The organism is Mesorhizobium jarvisii, assembly GCF_003601985.1.
In the GTDB taxonomy this organism is placed as follows: domain Bacteria; phylum Pseudomonadota; class Alphaproteobacteria; order Rhizobiales; family Rhizobiaceae; genus Mesorhizobium; species Mesorhizobium jarvisii.
In genome coordinates this window covers 276,977-293,822 of record NZ_QZXA01000007.1, presented here as the reverse complement: position 1 = coordinate 293,822, position 16,846 = coordinate 276,977, and the positions used below count along the sequence as shown (strand labels likewise).

Sequence of the window (16,846 nt, the reverse complement as noted above, 5' to 3'; positions counted from 1 at the left end):
CGCTCCGCCAGGTCCAGGCTGAACCCGATGGGTCGGCTGATCAACTCGTGTGGGCGACACCCTTGTCGACCGTCTCGGGGAAGAAGTCGGGCGCCGCGTGGCGCTTGCCGAACATCATGTCGTACTGGATGAGCCGGAAATCGCGGATCGCCGGGTCGATCTCCTTCTGGCGCGACCAGTCGGGCGTGGCCTCGCCGGCCGGGGTCAGAAGCAGGTTGCGGTCGACGACGCGGTAGCGCTCCCGCATCTCGCCCAGGAAGCCCGTATAGTAGGGATGGGTGATGCCGGCGGCAGTCAGGATATGATAGGGCAGGAATGCCGGGCTCACCGTGCCGAGGTTCGCGACCGGACCGGACCGGTTCGACCAGATGATCAGTGGCGTTTCGTGATGGTCAAGGGCGGCCTGCGGCGTCGGCTCCTTGCGCGGCGCGACATTGTCCTTGAGGAAGCCGGTCTCGACATAGACCGGCCCGAGCGGCGGCAGATGGTCGCCGAAGAAGGCGACAATCGTCGGCCGCTCCCGCTTCTTGGCCCATTCGATCAGCCGTTCAAGGCCCCGGTCCGCGTCGGCTGAACCCTCCGCATAGCTCAACAGCGAGTCGCGCGCCCACTGGCTGATCGGCGCCTGAACCGCGTGGGTCGGGTTGTAATAGCGGTTCGGTTCATAGGGGCCATGGTTTTGCAGGCTGACCGCGAAGAAGAACACCGGGTCGTTGCTGGCGTCGGCTTCGCGGATGATCTCGTCCGTCATCGCCGCGTCGGATGCCAGCGGACCGCGCTTTTCCATGGGCGGCAGCGTCTCTTCCGACTTGAAATCGTTGAAGCCGAAATCGGCGTACACCGCGCCACGGTTCCAGAACCAGTTGGTGCCGGGATGTATGGCACGCGCGCTGTAGCCCTCGCTTTTCAGGAAGGTCGCCATGGAAGGCGTCGGCGTGCGCACATATTGCTGGTAGGGGATGCTGCCAGCCGGCAGGAAAGCGTTGGAAAAGCCGGTCAGCGCCTCGAATTCGATGTTGGCGGTCATGCCGCCGAATTCAGGCGAGAACATCGAACCGGAACGCAATGCCCGCACGGTGGGAATGGGATCCGGCGTGATGGTGACGCCGGGCAGCCTGGTCGGATCCCAGAAGGATTCGCTCATGACGATAATGATGTCGGGCTTTTCATCGGGCACCGAGGCCGTCGTCTGCGGCCGGTCGATCGCCTTGATCGCCTTGTCCGTATAGCCCGGCGGTGCCGAGACATGCGCCATCGGCACGTTGAGCGCGAAGGCGAGCGCAAAGCCGTTGGAGGCGTAGTTTTCCTTCTGGTCCCACATGATCGGGATGATCTGCAGCCGATCCCTGGTCCAGGAGAAGGTGGCATAGTCCATGATCGAGACGAAGAAGGCGAGCAGCGGCACCGCCAGCGTCAGCCGGGCAAGGCGGCCCTTGTGGCTGAGCGCTGGAACCTTGCGGCGCCACAGCCGCCAGCCATAGACGAGCAGCGACAGGCCGGCGATGATGCCGGCGACCATGGCGAGCGCGGTCATCGGCCGGTCACGCACCAGAAGCGGCAGCAGCGCGAAGATCTGGCGAGCGTAGAGAAAGTCAGTCGGGTAGAGCGGATCGCCGAGATAATGCGATTTCTGATGGCCGACAAAGGCCAGCGCCAGCGTCAAGGGCGCGACGATCATCAGGCTCTGATGGCTGCGTCCCAGAACGGCGTCGAGACCGATGAGGATCAGCGCGAACACGACGATGGTGGTCCAGCCCGGCTTGAGCGGCTGCAGGAAGAATAAAACGGTGCCGGCGACGTCACCGCGCACGATCAATTCGATGGCGAACACCAGGATGGCGGAGATCGCCAAGCTTATCAGCCCGTAACGGACGATCGGCCATCTCCGGCCCGGCAAATAGCCGGTGGACGGATCGTCTTCCAGGAATTGAGGCGCAGCTTTGCTGGCGCGTTTTGAACTCTTTGCCACTTTAACTTCCCACCCGGCGACAACCCAAGTCACGCGATTGTCATATAATTGTCACGCAAAGCTAGCGCCTGTGGCGGAAATAAGAAGAGCCAGCGAACGATTCGTGAGCGGTTTTCATCAGGAGTGATCGCCAAAAAGCCCTTTCGGAACAGGCACTCGGCGTACGGTTCGGAACTGGGGCCGGGTTGAACCGGGCTTGACTTGGCGGCCTGCCTTGCGCCACAGGCAGGGAAAATTCGTGTTATCAGGTCAAGTAAAACCAGTCTTCGGGAGCCACGCATGGCCGTCGCATTCACCTTTCCGGGACAAGGCAGCCAGGCTGTCGGCATGGGCAAGGATCTCGCCGACGCCTTTCCCGAGGCGCGCAGGGTCTTCCAGGAAGTCGACGACGCGCTCGGCGAAAACCTGTCGAAGCTGATATGGGAAGGTCCGGAAGAGACCTTGACGCTGACGGCCAACGCGCAGCCGGCGCTGATGGCGGTTTCGCTGGCGGCGATCAGGGCGCTGGAAGCGCGCGGTTTCTCGTTGAAGGACAAGGTCGCCTATGTCGCCGGCCATTCGCTGGGCGAATATTCGGCCCTTGCCGCCGCCGGTTTCGTTTCCGTCGCCGATGCGGCTCGGTTGCTGCGCATTCGCGGCAATGCCATGCAGGCGGCTGTGCCGGCCGGCGAAGGCGCCATGGCGGCCATCATCGGACTGGAGCAGGCGGATGTCGAAGCCACTTGCACCGAGGCTGCGCAAGGCTCCGGCAAGGTCTGCCAGATCGCCAACGACAATGGCGGCGGCCAGCTGGTCATTTCCGGCGCCAAGGCCGCGGTCGAACTGGCCGCCAAATTGTGCACCGAAAAGGGCGCCAAGCGGGCGCTGATGCTGCAGGTCTCGGCACCCTTCCATTCGGCGCTGATGGCGCCGGCGGCCAATATCATGCGCGACGCGCTCGCCGGTGTGACGAAGCATGCGCCGGCGGTGCCTGTGCTGTCCAACGTCACGGTGACCCCGACCAGCGATCCCGAAGAGATCGCCCGGCGCCTGGTCGAGCAGATCACCGGCCGCGTGCGCTGGCGCGAAACGGTAGAATGGTTCGGCGCCAACGGCGTCACCACGCTTTACGAGATCGGCGCCGGCAAGGTGCTGTCGGGCCTGGCACGGCGCATCAACCGCGACATCGCGACATCTGCCGTCGGCACGCCGGCCGATGTCGAGGCCGCCCTGGCCACATTCGCATAATCCACTGGCGATTTGACCCCACCCGTGTGAAGGGTGTTTTCTCAGATCAGGAGACGAAAATGTTCGAACTGACCGGCCGCAAGGCGCTCGTCACCGGCGCATCCGGAGGCATCGGTGAGGCGATTGCCCGCGTGCTGCATGCGCAAGGCGCCATTGTCGGCCTGCACGGCACCCGCATCGAGAAACTGGAGGCCTTGGCAGGCGAACTCGGCGACCGGGTCAAGCTGTTTCCGGCCAATCTGTCGAACCGCGACGAAGTCAAGGCGCTCGGCCAGAAGGCGGAGGCCGAACTCGAAGGCGTCGACATACTGGTCAACAATGCCGGCATCACCAAGGACGGCCTGTTCGTGCGCATGTCGGACGCCGATTGGGACTCAGTGCTCGACGTCAACCTGACCGCCGTTTTCCGGCTGACGCGCGAACTCACCCATCCGATGATGCGCCGCCGCCATGGCCGCATCATCAACATCACCTCCGTGGTCGGCGTGACAGGCAATCCCGGCCAGGCCAACTATTGCGCCTCAAAGGCCGGCATGATCGGCTTCTCCAAATCGCTGGCGCAGGAGATCGCTACCCGCAACATCACCGTCAACTGCGTTGCTCCGGGCTTCATCGAATCGGCCATGACCGACAAGCTCAACGACAAGCAGAAAGAGGCGATCATGGCAGCGATCCCGACGCGCCGCATGGGCACGGGTGCTGAAGTGGCGTCCGCCGTCGCCTACCTCGCCTCCAACGAAGCCGCCTACGTCACCGGCCAGACCATCCATGTCAATGGCGGCATGGCCATGATTTGACGGATATGGCGGGCCTGTGAAAAGAGACCATTTCACCTTGGACCTCAGCCATTTTTCGTGTAATGCGGCCCGCAACCCGGCGGTTCGGGCAAAAACCGGTTCGTGGCCGTTGCGTTTCCGGCAGGACCATCTTTCAGCTTGATTAGCGGCATTCTGCCCGCTAACGAAGACAGACAAACAAAAGACGAGGATGCCCCAAATGAGTGACACCGCAGAGCGCGTCAAGAAGATCGTCATCGAGCACCTTGGCGTCGATGCCGACAAAGTGACGGAGCAGGCGAGCTTCATCGATGATCTGGGCGCTGACAGCCTCGACACGGTCGAACTCGTCATGGCGTTCGAAGAAGAGTTCGGCGTGGAAATTCCCGACGACGCAGCCGAGACCATCCTGACCGTCGGCGATGCGGTGAAGTACATCGACAAGGCTTCGGCCTGACGCTTTCCGCAGTCATCACTGGGGAGGACCTGCGATGAGGCGTGTCGTCGTCACGGGCCTTGGGTTGTTGTCGCCATTCGGCATGGGCTTCGAGCACAGCTGGAAGGAACTTCTGACCGGCCGCAGCGCGGCCAAGCGCATCACCGAGTTCGAGGTGGAGGATCTTGCCTGCAAGATCGCCCACGTCATTCCGCGTGGTGACGGCAGCAATGCCACCTTCAATCCCGAGGCCGTGCTCGAGCCGAAGGAATTGCGCAAGATCGGCGACTTCATCCTGTACGGGATTGCGGCCGCCGACGAAGCGCTGAAGGACTCCGGCTGGGAGCCCAAGACCCACGAAGACCAATGCGCCACAGGCGTGCTCATCGGTTCCGGCATCGGCGGCATCGAGGGCATTGCCGAGAACGCGATAATCCTCAAGGAGCGCGGTCCGCGCCGCATCAGCCCCTTCTTCATCCCCGGCCAGATCATCAATCTCGTCTCCGGCCAGGTTTCGATCCGGCACGGGCTGAAAGGTCCGAACCATGCCGTGGTCACGGCCTGCTCGACCGGTGCGCACGCCATTGGCGATGCGGCCCGCCTGATCATGTGGGGCGATGCCGACGTCATGGTCGCCGGCGGTGCCGAGGCGCCGGTGACAAGGCTGTCAATCGCCGGTTTCGCCGCTTGCCGGGCGCTGTCGACCGAGCGAAATGACACGCCGCAAACGGCATCGCGTCCCTATGACCGTGACCGCGACGGCTTCGTCATGGGCGAGGGCGCCGGCGTTGTGGTGCTGGAAGAACTCGAGCATGCCAAGGCGCGTGGCGCCAAGATCTATGCCGAGGTGACCGGCTACGGCCTTACCGGCGATGCCTATCACATCACCGCACCGGCTGAAGACGGCGATGGCGCTTTCCGTTGCATGACCGCGGCGCTGAACCGGGCCAGGCTTGCGCCCGCCGATGTCGACTACATCAACGCGCATGGCACCTCGACCATGGCCGACACGATCGAACTCGGCGCAGTCGAGCGGCTTGTCGGTAATGCCGCGTCGAAGATTTCGATGTCGTCGACCAAGTCGTCGATCGGCCATCTCCTGGGAGCGGCGGGTGCCGCCGAAGCGATCTTTTCGATCCTTGCGATCAGGGACAATGTCGCGCCCGCGACCATCAATCTCGACAACCCGGAGCGCGAAACCGCGATCGACCTGGTGCCGAACAAGCCTCGCTCCCGCCAGATCGACGTGGCGCTCTCCAATTCCTTCGGCTTCGGCGGTACAAACGCTTCGCTTGTGTTCCAGCGCTACAATGGCTGATCGTCCGGCTGCCGGGCGATGCTTCGGCATGTCGTCAATTTTGCCATATTCGCCCCTACTCTGCCGCAGGGGATTCGTTGAGAGATCAAACGGTAGGGCGAGATGACCACAAATCCGGCGGGCAATGGAGAAGTCGGGCAACGGCCGGCGAACAATACCGGACCGATCGTGCCGAAGACAGCCAGCGAGGCCTTGCGGCCGGAAGCCGGAACGCCGCCGCCGAAACGCTCGCGCGCTTCGCGCAGCCAGGTCGTGGTGTTCATGAACTTCGTCATCTCCCTGGTGATGCTGATGGTTCTGGCCGCGGGCGCGGCACTTTACTTCGGCAAGCAGGAATTCACTGAACCCGGTCCATCGGCCAATGGCGACACCTTCCTGGTCAAGCCGAACACCGGCGTCCAGGACATCGCCGACCAGCTTGAGCGCCGTGGACTGATCAGTGACGCCCGCGTCTTCCGCCTTGGCGTGCGTGCTTTCGGCAACGATTCCGCGCTCAAGGCCGGCGAATACGAAATCAAGCCCCGGGCATCCATGCGCGACATCATGGAGCTTTTGAAAAGCGGCAAGTCGGTGATGTACTCGCTGACCATTCCGGAAGGGCTGACGGTTGAGCAGGCTCTGCAGCGTATCGCCGATGAACCCGCCTTGAGCGGCGACATGCCGGCGACAACGCCTCCCGAGGGCAGCGTTGCCACCGACACGCTGCGCTTCACGCGCGGTGCGACGCGTCAGCAGATGATCGACAAGCTGGTGGCCGACCAGAAGAAACTGGTCGACGAGGTCTGGCAGCGGCGCGCGCCGGACCTGCCCCTGGCCAATATCGAGGACTTCGTCACGCTGGCCTCGATCGTCGAGAAGGAAACCGGTAAGGGTGACGAGCGTTCGCGCGTCGCCGCCGTCTTCCTCAACCGCTTGGCCAAGGGCATGCGCCTGCAATCCGACCCGACCATCATATATGGTCTGTTCGGCGGCAAGGGAAAGCCCGCTGACCGCCCGATCTACCAGTCGGACATCCAGAAGCAGACGCCTTACAATACCTATATGATCAACGGCCTGCCGCCGACGCCCATTGCCAATCCGGGCCGCGCAGCGCTTGAGGCCGTGGCCAATCCATCGAAGACCGACGATCTCTATTTTGTCGCCGACGGCACGGGCGGTCACGTCTTTGCGGCGACGCTCGACGAGCACAATGAGAACGTCGCCCGATATCGTGCGTTGCAGAAGAAGCAGGCCGATGACGCGGCCAAGGCCGCCGCTCCCGCTGGTGCAAACGGCAACGCCGACAAGCCTGCTACCGACAAACCTGCCGACGGCAGCACTGGTGGCGACAATGGCGACGCCGGCGGCGATGCGGGCGATGCCCAATAGGCGAAGAAAGGCATTGCCCGAAAGGCGACAGCCTGACATTTGAAGGAACGCCACGCGTCCGATTTCGACGCACCTACGGCGGGGTTATTTTCAAGCAGCACTTGCCCTGTCCGGAAACTGGTTTCGGGGTGATGCGCCAGGGATGTGCAGGCGACATGAATTTACAGAGCATGACCGGATTTGCGCGTGCGGTCGCCGAACATGACGGGACCTCGATCGCCTGGGAGGTCAAGTCCGTCAACGGCAAGAGCGTCGAGGTGCGGCTGCGGCTGCCGCAAGGTTTCGAGCGGCTGGAACCGGCGGTCAGGCAAACGCTGCAGAAGCGTTTTGCCCGCGGCAATTTCCAGGCGACGCTGACCATTGGCCGCGCCGCCGGCACGCAGGCGCAACCCGTCGTCAACGAGGCGTTCCTAAAGGACCTTGCGGGTCTCGCCAAGCGGCTGCAGGAACAGTTCGGCGTTGCTCCCGCGACGGCAGACGGGTTGCTGTCGCTGCGTGGCGTGCTCGACATTCCCGAAACCGTGGAAACCGAAGAGGCGCGCGCCGCGCTCGACAGCGCCATCATGGCTGCGCTCGACGTGGCGCTGAAAGGACTCGAGCAGGCACGGCAAAGCGAGGGTGCGGCCCTGGCTTTGCTGCTGTCTGGCCACATCGAAGCCATCGAGGTGCTGACGCTGCGCGCGGAGGCGGATCCGTCCCGCGAGACGGCGGCGATCCGTGAACGCCTAGCCGAGCAGGTCAGGCTGTTGATCGACGCGTCCGTCAATCTGGATGCGAGCCGGCTGCACATGGAGGCGGCATTCCTCGCCACCAAGGCTGATATTCGCGAAGAGATCGATCGGCTGAAGACGCATGTCGCATCTGGCCGGGCGCTGCTTGAGGGCGGCGGCGCCGTCGGCCGGAAGCTCGATTTTCTGGCACAGGAATTTAACCGCGAATCGAATACGCTGTGTTCGAAGTCGAACGCCGCAGCCGTCACCGCGATCGGGCTGGAGCTGAAGGCGGTGGTCGACCAGTTTCGTGAACAGGTCCAGAATCTGGAGTAGCCGATGGTCGCCAAGGAACCGATGGTTCCCAGGGATTTGGGATCCCGCATCCGCCGCCGGGGGCTGATGCTCGTCCTGTCGTCGCCATCCGGTGCCGGCAAGTCGACGATCGCGCGCAACCTCCTAGAAAGCGATTCCAGCCTCGAATTGTCGGTCTCGGTCACCACCAGACCGCGCCGCGGCTCAGAGATCGAGGGTGTCCATTATCATTTCCGCACCATGCGCGAGTTCGAACGGTTGCGTGATTCCGATGCGCTGCTCGAGTGGGCGGAGGTGCACGGCAATTGCTATGCGACGCCGCGCGAGCCCGCGGAACTGGCGCTGGCGCAGGGCCGCGATATGCTGTTCGATATCGACTGGCAAGGCGCACAGCAGCTGAAGGAGAAGATGCGCGCCGACATCGTCTCGATCTTCATCCTGCCGCCATCGATGAAGGAATTGAAGGCCCGCCTGAAGCGACGCGCCGAGGACCAGGAAGCGGTGATCGAGACGCGGCTGAAGAATGCCCGCAACGAGATCGAGCACTGGAAGGAATATGATTTCGTCATCGTCAATGACGATCTCGACCGCGCCTTCGCCGAGGTGCGCGGCATCGTTGTCGCCGAACGATTGCGGCGCGACCGTCGGCCAGGTCTCTTCGATTTCGTCTCAGGGCTGCTGGACGAGAAAACCGTCTGATTGGCGTCAGGGCGCCATGCCGTCGACCAGGATCAGATGGCGGCTGAGCGCGGCGTCGCGCACATCCAGCGCTGCAGCATACTCGGCGGATGCGTACCAGCGCCGTGCCTGCTCAATGTCAGGAAATTCGACAACGATCAGCGGTGTGGGATGCCACTCGCCCTCCAGCGTATCCACTTGGCCGCCGCGTACGAGATAGCGCCCGCCATAATGGGCAATGGAAGCCGCGGCACGCGAGCGGTATGTCTGGAATGCTTCTTGGTCGCGGATGGTGACATCGGAAATGATATAGGCAGGCATTTAGGTTTCTCCGGCATGCTCGCCGGACTATCTATTCCTGCATCGTCGCAATTCCAGACCGGCGCTAAACAGAATTGGTCAGCCTGACGAATTCCTCGACGCTGAGCGTTTCGGCGCGGCGGGTCGGATCTATGCCCGCACGCTCCAGCAAGGCCTCGCCGCCGAGGCTCTTCACACTCTGCCGCAGCATCTTGCGGCGTTGGCCGAAGGCGGCTTCGGTGACGCGGCCGAGTTTCTTGACGTCAGCGGGCAGGGGCGTCACGCGCGGCTCCAGATGCACCACCGAAGAGGTCACCTTGGGCGGCGGCGTGAAGGCCTGGGGAGGCACGTCGAAGGCGATCCTGGCCTTAGTGCGCCAGCCGGCCAGCACCCCAAGCCTGCCATAGGCGTCGCTGCCCGGCTCTGCGACGATGCGCTGGGCAACCTCACGCTGGAACATCAGCGTCATCGAGGCGTAGAAGGGTGGCCAGTCCACGACCGTCAGCCACCGCACGAGCAATTCAGTGCCGATGTTGTAGGGCAGATTGGCCACGATCCGTACCTGACCGCTGGCTCCGGCGGCCGCGGAGGCGAGGGCGGCGAAGTCGGTTTTCAGCGCATCGCCGGAAACCACCTCCAGCCGGCCGGGATAGTGAGCGGAGACTTCGGCCAATGCCGCCAGGCAGCGCTCGTCGCGCTCGATGGCGACAACCCGGAGGGCGCCGTTGGAAAGCAGCGCTCTTGTCAGGCCGCCGGGGCCAGGACCAACCTCGATCACCGTGGTGTTTGTCAGGTCGCCCGCGCTGCGGGCGATCTTGCCGGTCAAATTGAGGTCGAGCAGGAAGTTCTGGCCGAGCGCCTTTTTCGCCTGCAGCCCATGGCGCTCGATGACATCGCGCAACGGCGGCAGCCCGTCGATGCTCATGCGTTAGGACCCCAAACGGAGGCGCTCATGCGGCCGCGGCCTTTTTGTCGGTGTCGGCGAGCGTTCTGGCGAGCTTCAATGCGGCGATCAGGCTGTCCGGCCGTGCAATGCCCTTGCCGGCGATATCGAAGGCGGTGCCATGGTCTGGCGACGTGCGGATGAAAGGCAGGCCGAGCGTGACGTTGACCGCATCGTCGAAGGCCAGCGTCTTGGCCGGGATCAACGCCTGGTCGTGATACATGCAAAGTGCAGCATCGTAGCCTGCCCGCGCCCGCGCATGGAACAGCGTGTCGGCCGCCAGGGGGCCGAAAGCATCGATGCCCTCGGCGCGCAGGATGTCGACCGCCGGCCGCACGATATGCTCGTCCTCCAGGCCCATCGAACCGCCTTCGCCGGCATGCGGATTGAGGCCGGCAATGGCCAGCCTCGGCCTGGCGATGCCAAAGCGGCCGGCGAGGTCGGCCGCGGTGATGCGCGCTGTCGCGACGATCAGTTCTGTGGTCAGGGCCTTCGGCACCTCGGCCAGGGCGATGTGGATGGTGACGGGAACCGTGCGCAGGTCCGGGCCTGCCAGCATCATGACCGGCATTGCCTGGACACCACTGTGCCGGGCCGCCAGATGCGCCAGATATTCGGTATGGCCGGGAAAGCGGAAACCGGCATCATAGAGCGGCTTCTTGGCGATCGGACAGGTGACCACGGCGGCGGCGTCGCCGGCAAGGCAGGCGGCGACAGCGCGATCGATCGCCTCGATGGTTCCGGCCGCGTTGGCCGGATCCGGCCGGCCGGGGCTGTCGATGAACCGGGCCGCCAGTGGAACGATCGGCAAGGTGCGGGCGAAAGCCTGCGCCGCCTGTGCCGGTGTCGTCTCGACGATCGGCAACGACACGCCTAGCCGGCTTGCCCGTGAGGCGATCAGCGCCGGATCGGCCAAAAGATAAAAGGCGGGCAGGGCGACCGCCTCGCGCGCCAGGAAGGCGGCGATGGCGATTTCGGGGCCGATGCCGGACGGATCGCCGACGCTTAGCGCCAGCGCGGTCATTGCGCTCTTCACGTCAGCGCTTGACGATGCGGGCTTTCGCCTTCAGCTCGTCGACATATTTCTTGCTGAGTTCGTCGGCGGCCTTGTCGCTGGAGCCTTCGCTCTGGAACACCATCTGGGCCGTCTTGTCGTCGGACACTTCGCGCGACGAGCAGATGCCGATGAACTCGACGCCACGCTCGGTCTCGCGCGTGGTGGTCGCGCCACCGACCTTGGTCGCCTTGATCTGCTCGGCCCAGTCGGGCGGCAGCTGCGGCGCCAGCACCCGGCCCAGATCGCGAACGGTGACGTCGAGCAGGCCCTTGGCGAATTCGCGCGTCGTGTTGCAGCCGTTGAAGCGGGCGCGCATGGCATCGGCCTCGCGCTTGCGCTTGGCCAGCGTCGCGCTGCGTTCAGATGCCGGGACGACGAAGATGACCTGCTGCAGCATGTACTCGGTGGCGCTCGGTTTGGCCCCGCCCTTGTCGAGCATGCGCCTGACCGCATCCTGCTCGGTCACGCTGCCGCCTTCACCGGAACGGTAACGCGCGCTCAAAGCCTGGTTCCAGGCCATCTGGGCACGGATGAATTCCTTGAAATGATCCTTGCCGACGCCGGATTTTTCCATCACGCCATCAAGCTGGCTGAGCTGCATCTTGTTGTTGGTGGCAAAGCGCTGGTAGGCCGCCTCGACCTGAGCGTCGCTGATGCGTATGCCAAGTCGCTTGGCTTCGGCAAGGCGCAGCGTCTGGTCGATCATTTCCTGGGCGGCATCGCCCTTCTTGCGCTGCAGCTTCAGGAAGGCGGCGCGATGCGCGATATCGCCCGACGTGATTGGTACGTCGTTGACGACGTATTTGATCGCGCTGGCGAAAGCAGGCGGCGTCATGACCGCCATCGACACGGATGTCGCCGCCACAAGCAGCGCAAACCCTGCTGAAAAGAGGTATTTCCTCATCGTTAGCATCCCAATTCTATCCCGGTTCCGCCCAATTTCGTCCTCTTCCGGGTGCGCGAATCCGTGCCAGCCCTATGCGGCGAAACGATGTCTCGCCGGCTACTGGATGGTGTCGATAGCGCTGGTCGACGAGCCGAAGTCGCCAAGGGTGCGGAACGACAGGTTGAAGCCGATGCTCTGCGTCACTTCCCTGGTATTCAGGTCGCGCGACTGCGAGTACGTCATCAGATAGGTGAAGCAGGAATCGTTGTAGGCGAAACCGACCCCGTCCTTGACCAGCAGGCTTTGCTGCAGATCATAGGTTCCCGTCCCGAACACGCGCCAGTTTTCGGCAAGATGCGTGGACGCACCGAGTGTCACCTCATGTCTGTCGGTCGTGAAACCGTAGAGCGGCTGGGCCTGGATGAAAGCGTACTTGGCGCTGAGCGACACCGGCAGGCCTGAATAGGCTGCCTTCACCTCGGCGCGGCGAACCTCGAAAGTCTGTTCGTCGAAGCGGCCGCTGACGGAAGCCGCGAACCCGTTCGGGCTGCTGATGCCAAACAGGCCGACATAGTCGGACTTGGTGTCCTGAAGGCCCGAATAGGCGCCGACATTGACCAGATCCGGCGCAGCGAAGGAGTTCTCGCCGCCGATCTGGTAGGATTGGCCGAAAATCGCATTGGTGCCCCAGCCGTTGATATAGGAGCCCGAGTAGCGGAAGCCGACATTGGCGCGCGAGCCGCCTTCGATGCGGTCATAACCGGAGAATTTGTCGCGCTCGAACAGGGTGGTCGCGTCGAACACCATGCTCTGGGCGTCTTCATTCGGAATGGCGAGGCCGCCGACATATTGTTCGTTCGGACGCAGGAACAGCTGCGCCATCGGCTCGACGACGTGGCTGGAGCCGCTGGCCATGGAAAACAGCAGCGGCCAACGCATCTCGAGCCCGGCGGTTGCCATGTAGCGGGCGAACGACGAGCGCATATCGTCGTTGGCATTTATCAGCGGATTGGTCGCCATCTGGTTGACGGCCGCGAGCGAACCCGATGACGCGTTGACGTAGTCGACGTCTCCTTGCAGCGCCAGCAGCGGTGTCAGCACCAGCCCGTCGTCGGTTACGAAAGTCCGCTTCCATTCGGCCTCGGTGGTGAGGCGGCCGGATTCGCCCTGGATGCCGGGCACACGCACCGTCGGCGTAGTCGAGCCGTCATCCAGATCATCGCGGCGGATGACTCGCGTATTGACATTGAGCGACAGTTGGCCGCCGGCGACCGACACGTCAGGAATATACGCGTAGTCGAGCGACGGCAGCACCCAGGGCTGCTGGCCGCTTCGCGCGGCTGCATTGTCGTTCGGCGTGTCTTCCTGCACATCGAAGTGCATGGCGCGCACGTCAAAATAGTTACGCCCGTTGAGACCAGTCAAATAAACCGACGACTGGTGGACGGCGGCGTTGTATTTGTCGATGTTGTAGGTGTTGGAGAAATTCTTATCGGTCTGCAGCAGCACGTCCCAGCCGAAATTCCAGCGTTCGTTGATGGCGAACTGCCCCTGTGTACCCATCATGCCGCGGAACTTGTTCGGATCGCCCGCCGCTCCCGAATCGACGTTGTGGCCACCGGAGGTCGGGAAAGCGGCGGTATCAAGGAAGGCGTCCGGATCGCGCTGCTGAATTCCGGCGATCTTCAAACTGTATTCGCCGTTGTTGAAGCGCTGGCGCCACTCGGCCTCGCCGAGGAAACCCTGTTTGGTATAGCCGCTTCCCGACACCGTCAGGTCATATGTCGGCGAAAGCGCGAAATAGTAGGGAACCTTGACGCTGTATCCCAGATGGCTGTTGTAGCTGATGCTCGGGATCAGGAAGCCGCTCTTGCGCTTCACCGTCGGGTCGGCGATCTCGAAAGCCGGCAGGTAGGCCAGCGGAAAGCCGAAGAATTCGAAATTCGCATTCTCGAAGCGAACCGTCTTCTTCTCGCCATTCCAGATGATCTTCCTGGCTTTCACGCGCCAGGTCGGAGCCTTGTCTGGCTTGTCTTCGCACGGTTCGCAGGCGGTGTAGACACCATTGTGGAAGGTGGTCAGCACGCCGCCCATGCGCTCGGCGCTCTCAGCGGCGAAATAGGCCTTGTCGATGGTTTCGACGCGCAGCGCATTGACGAAACCGTCGGCGAAATCGTCGGTGATATCGATATGCTGCGAATTGATCTTGGTGCCGTCGCTGTTGACGATTTCAACATTGCCGGTGGCAACCATCCGCTTGGTGTTGCGGTCGTATATGACCTTCTGGGCGACGAGGCGGTTGCCGCCATAGTCGATCTGCACACCACCGACGGCGGTCACCGTCTGGTTGTCGTTGTTGTAGACCAGCGTGTCGGCCGCCAGCAGCATCTGCGAGCCGGACGGAACATTGGTCGCCATCTTGCCGACTTCCTGCGCGAACGCAGGCAACGGCACGGCGCAGGCAAGCAGGCACGCCAAGGCGCTCGCCGCATAAAGGCGCGCCAAATGGGCCTGCCTGCTGCTGGGCAAAAACGCCTCCCTCACTAGCCGTCTTCCTTGTATAGCAGGAAAGTCACCCCGAAGAACATAGCTACCACGACTGGCACCGAGGCGGCTATGGCAGTCGGCACGAACCCCGCCACGCCGAATGCCTTCACCAGCACCGAAACGACATAAAGCAGAAACCCGGCAACGACGCCACCCAGAATCATCGTTGCCGATTGTCCCATCCTCGCAAATCGCATTGAAACTGTTGCCGCAATCAGCGTCATGGCGACGAGGAGGAACGGCAACGCCACCAGCGAATCAAACTGCATGGCAAACGCATTTGCCTTGAGGCCGAAGGAACGGGCAACCTCGATTTTTCCGGGCAGGTCGTAGAACGGGATGGTCTCCGGGCGCGCCAGCCGCTCCTGCACGAATTCAGGCTTCAGATTGGTCGGCACACGATCGCTTGCCGCGGGCTGGATGGTGCCGTTCCTGAAGGTCTTCACATCCTGCAATTCCCAATAGCCGTCCCGCAGGTAAGCGCGCGCGGCGTCCTTGCGCTCGACGATGTTGCCTTGCTGGTCGAGGACGAAAAAGACAGCGTCGGCCATCTCCAGGCCCTGGTCGAGGATGGCCCGCGCGCCGATGATGGTGTCGCCGGTGCTGGTTTTCTGACGAATCCAGGGGGCTGCGTCGGCCGAAACCGTATTTGATTTGCCGGAGCGCAACTGGGTTTCGATCTGTTCGGACAAGGAGAAAGCATGCGCGGCAAGCGGGTTGATGAGCCCGACCGACACAAAGCCGAACAGCAACGCGCCGATGCAGCATGGCAAAAGGAATTGCCAGGCGGAAACGCCGGCGGACCGCGCGATGACCAGTTCGTAGCGGCGGTTGAGCGAAACCAGTGTTGCCATCGCCGAGAACAGGCCGACAAACGGCACGGTCTGCAGCATGATCATCGGCATGCGAAGGCCTGAAATGGCCACCGCCGTTCCGTAGGTGAAGCCGGGCAGACCGGTGGTGCGGCCGGACAGCTCGGTGAAATCGATCAGGAACACCAGCGCCAGCAGGCCAAGGAAGAACCAGATCGTGATCGTCACGTAACGGAAAAAGAAATAACGACCCAGCGTCCAGCCCATCAGCCGATCCCCTGACCTGAGGTGCCGCGCTTGGACCAGCGCAGTTTGAGGGCGTTCCAGCTGTCGCCGACTCGGCTGGCCAGATTTGTCATCCAGTCCGCCCAGGCCACCGGCAGTTCCATGGTCCGGTTGGAGACGATGAACCAGATCGCCACCGCGGAGGCCACTATGGGCACGCCATAGACCATGTAGGCATATTGCGGCACTTCATCGGCCTTGCTTGCGGCAAAGAAACCCAGCCAGCGCACGAAGAGGGATATGGTGATGGCCGTGATCAAAGGATTGACGCGAGCCTCGCGATGCGAGCGCGCGTCCCCTGCGACCGCCAGCGCGATCAGCGCGAACACCATGGAATACAGCCATTCCGAAAATCGTTGGTCGATCTCGGCCCGGTATTGCTGAGGGGCCTGCTGATAAAGCTTGTCGTTGACGTTGGGATTGAGCAGGTACTGGGTGGTCTGGTCCTTCGGCAGCAGCGTCACCTCGGAGGCCGCCGCCATGAAGGCCGACATGTCGAAAGCATAGGAGGTGAACCGGATGACGCTGAGGTCGCCGGTCAGCGTTTTGCGGTGGATGACGCCGTCATTCATCATCAGCACCTTTTCGCCGCCGCGTTCGACGACGCTGCCTGTCTTGGCATAATAGACGAGATTGACACCTTCTTCGCGCGAATCGGCGACGAAGATGCCGCCCAGCCGATTGTCCGGAAGCCGCTCGCCAATTTGCAGGAACAGCCCATCCTCGATCTTGCGGAATGTGCCCTCCTGGATGATCAGCGACAATAGATCGGCGCGCGATTGCGCCACCAAAGCGCGGTTCTTCTGCCGCGCATAGGGGTCGATGCCGTTGTCGACCGCAAAGGAAAATACGCTCGCCGCAAGGGCCAGAAGCATGATTGGCCGCACGATCGTCCAGCGCGATGCGCCGGCGGCGTTGACGACGGCAAGTTCGGAATCCGAATTCATGACACTGAGTGTCTGTGCGACCGCCACCACCAGCGCGAAAGGCACGACGATCGGAATGATCGAGGGAAGAATAAGCGCGGCGACCTCGAAGAAGGTCAGCGACGACTGGCCGCTGTCGGTAACCAGGTCGATCTTGGCCAGCACCTGCGTGGTCCACACGATGGCCAGCGTCCAGACCAGCGCTGCCAGAAAGACCACGAAAGCGCGGCGCATGATGTAGCGTTCAACGACCTTCATGAAGGCTTTACTCGATTTTCTCGAACGGCATCATG

16 protein-coding genes are annotated in these 16,846 nt (G+C 62.8%); 7 read left to right on the top strand and 9 right to left on the bottom strand.

The window, feature by feature from the left end:
* Nucleotides 1–40: 40 nt before the first annotated feature.
* Nucleotides 41–2,002 carry an LTA synthase family protein gene (locus tag D3242_RS19670; protein ID WP_081296146.1) on the bottom strand — a complete coding sequence of 654 codons (1,962 nt, stop codon included), beginning with the start codon at nucleotides 2,000–2,002 and terminating at the stop codon, nucleotides 41–43.
* Nucleotides 2,003–2,248: 246 nt separating this feature from the next.
* On the opposite strand from D3242_RS19670, the gene fabD reads away from it, so the two are divergent.
* The 4 genes from fabD (at nucleotide 2,249) to fabF (ending at nucleotide 5,726) form a co-directional block, all read left to right on the top strand.
* Complete coding sequence (fabD, locus tag D3242_RS19665; RefSeq protein ID WP_064984968.1) at nucleotides 2,249–3,196, top strand: ACP S-malonyltransferase; 948 nt, start codon at nucleotides 2,249–2,251, stop codon at nucleotides 3,194–3,196.
* Between the two features lie 59 nt (nucleotides 3,197–3,255).
* Nucleotides 3,256–3,993, top strand: coding sequence for a 3-oxoacyl-[acyl-carrier-protein] reductase (gene fabG, locus D3242_RS19660; protein ID WP_064984966.1), 738 nt, complete (start codon nucleotides 3,256–3,258; stop codon nucleotides 3,991–3,993).
* 199 nt (nucleotides 3,994–4,192) lie between these two features.
* Entirely contained in the window at nucleotides 4,193–4,429 is a 237-nt protein-coding gene (locus D3242_RS19655; RefSeq protein WP_006203723.1) for an acyl carrier protein, read from the top strand.
* Nucleotides 4,430–4,463: 34 nt separating this feature from the next.
* Nucleotides 4,464–5,726, top strand: a complete 1,263-nt coding sequence (gene fabF / locus D3242_RS19650; RefSeq protein ID WP_064984964.1) for a beta-ketoacyl-ACP synthase II — start codon at nucleotides 4,464–4,466, stop codon at nucleotides 5,724–5,726.
* Here the strand turns inward: fabF and D3242_RS33990 are convergent.
* Nucleotides 5,714–5,989 carry a hypothetical protein gene (locus tag D3242_RS33990; protein WP_223217759.1) on the bottom strand — a complete coding sequence of 92 codons (276 nt, stop codon included), beginning with the start codon at nucleotides 5,987–5,989 and terminating at the stop codon, nucleotides 5,714–5,716. The two genes, fabF and D3242_RS33990, sit on opposite strands and share 13 nt — an antisense overlap.
* On the opposite strand from D3242_RS33990, the gene mltG reads away from it, so the two are divergent.
* From mltG to gmk, 3 genes are all read left to right on the top strand, one after another.
* Nucleotides 5,988–7,094 (top strand): endolytic transglycosylase MltG, encoded by a 1,107-nt coding sequence (gene mltG, locus D3242_RS19645; RefSeq protein WP_223217758.1) that lies wholly within the window; start codon nucleotides 5,988–5,990, stop codon nucleotides 7,092–7,094. The two genes, D3242_RS33990 and mltG, sit on opposite strands and share 2 nt — an antisense overlap.
* Before the next feature lie 155 nt (nucleotides 7,095–7,249).
* On the top strand, nucleotides 7,250–8,140 hold the full coding sequence (locus D3242_RS19640; RefSeq protein ID WP_064984962.1) for a YicC/YloC family endoribonuclease: 891 nt from the start codon (nucleotides 7,250–7,252) through the stop codon (nucleotides 8,138–8,140).
* A 21-nt stretch (nucleotides 8,141–8,161) separates the two neighbouring features.
* Nucleotides 8,162–8,818 (top strand): guanylate kinase, encoded by a 657-nt coding sequence (gene gmk, locus D3242_RS19635; protein ID WP_027053294.1) that lies wholly within the window; start codon nucleotides 8,162–8,164, stop codon nucleotides 8,816–8,818.
* A gap of 6 nt (nucleotides 8,819–8,824) precedes the next feature.
* Here gmk and D3242_RS19630 read toward each other — a convergent pair whose 3' ends face one another.
* From D3242_RS19630 to lptF, 7 genes are all read right to left on the bottom strand, one after another.
* Nucleotides 8,825–9,118, bottom strand: a complete 294-nt coding sequence (locus D3242_RS19630) for a DUF1330 domain-containing protein (protein WP_038645734.1) — start codon at nucleotides 9,116–9,118, stop codon at nucleotides 8,825–8,827.
* A gap of 64 nt (nucleotides 9,119–9,182) precedes the next feature.
* Nucleotides 9,183–10,022, bottom strand: coding sequence for a 16S rRNA (adenine(1518)-N(6)/adenine(1519)-N(6))-dimethyltransferase RsmA (gene rsmA, locus D3242_RS19625; protein ID WP_019857274.1), 840 nt, complete (start codon nucleotides 10,020–10,022; stop codon nucleotides 9,183–9,185).
* 25 nt (nucleotides 10,023–10,047) lie between these two features.
* Entirely contained in the window at nucleotides 10,048–11,064 is a 1,017-nt protein-coding gene (gene pdxA, locus D3242_RS19620) for a 4-hydroxythreonine-4-phosphate dehydrogenase PdxA (protein ID WP_171880394.1), read from the bottom strand.
* 13 nt (nucleotides 11,065–11,077) lie between these two features.
* Nucleotides 11,078–12,010 (bottom strand): peptidylprolyl isomerase, encoded by a 933-nt coding sequence (locus tag D3242_RS19615; protein WP_064984960.1) that lies wholly within the window; start codon nucleotides 12,008–12,010, stop codon nucleotides 11,078–11,080.
* Nucleotides 12,011–12,100: 90 nt separating this feature from the next.
* The gene (locus D3242_RS19610) at nucleotides 12,101–14,527 is read right to left on the bottom strand and encodes an LPS-assembly protein LptD (RefSeq protein ID WP_064984958.1); all 2,427 of its coding nucleotides are present in this window, start codon (nucleotides 14,525–14,527) and stop codon (nucleotides 12,101–12,103) included.
* On the bottom strand, nucleotides 14,527–15,612 hold the full coding sequence (gene lptG, locus D3242_RS19605; protein ID WP_027046677.1) for an LPS export ABC transporter permease LptG: 1,086 nt from the start codon (nucleotides 15,610–15,612) through the stop codon (nucleotides 14,527–14,529). The genes D3242_RS19610 and lptG overlap by 1 nt, the downstream gene beginning before the upstream one ends.
* Nucleotides 15,609–16,811, bottom strand: coding sequence for an LPS export ABC transporter permease LptF (lptF, locus tag D3242_RS19600; RefSeq protein WP_064984956.1), 1,203 nt, complete (start codon nucleotides 16,809–16,811; stop codon nucleotides 15,609–15,611). The genes lptG and lptF overlap by 4 nt, the downstream gene beginning before the upstream one ends.
* Nucleotides 16,812–16,846: the final 35 nt, after the last annotated feature.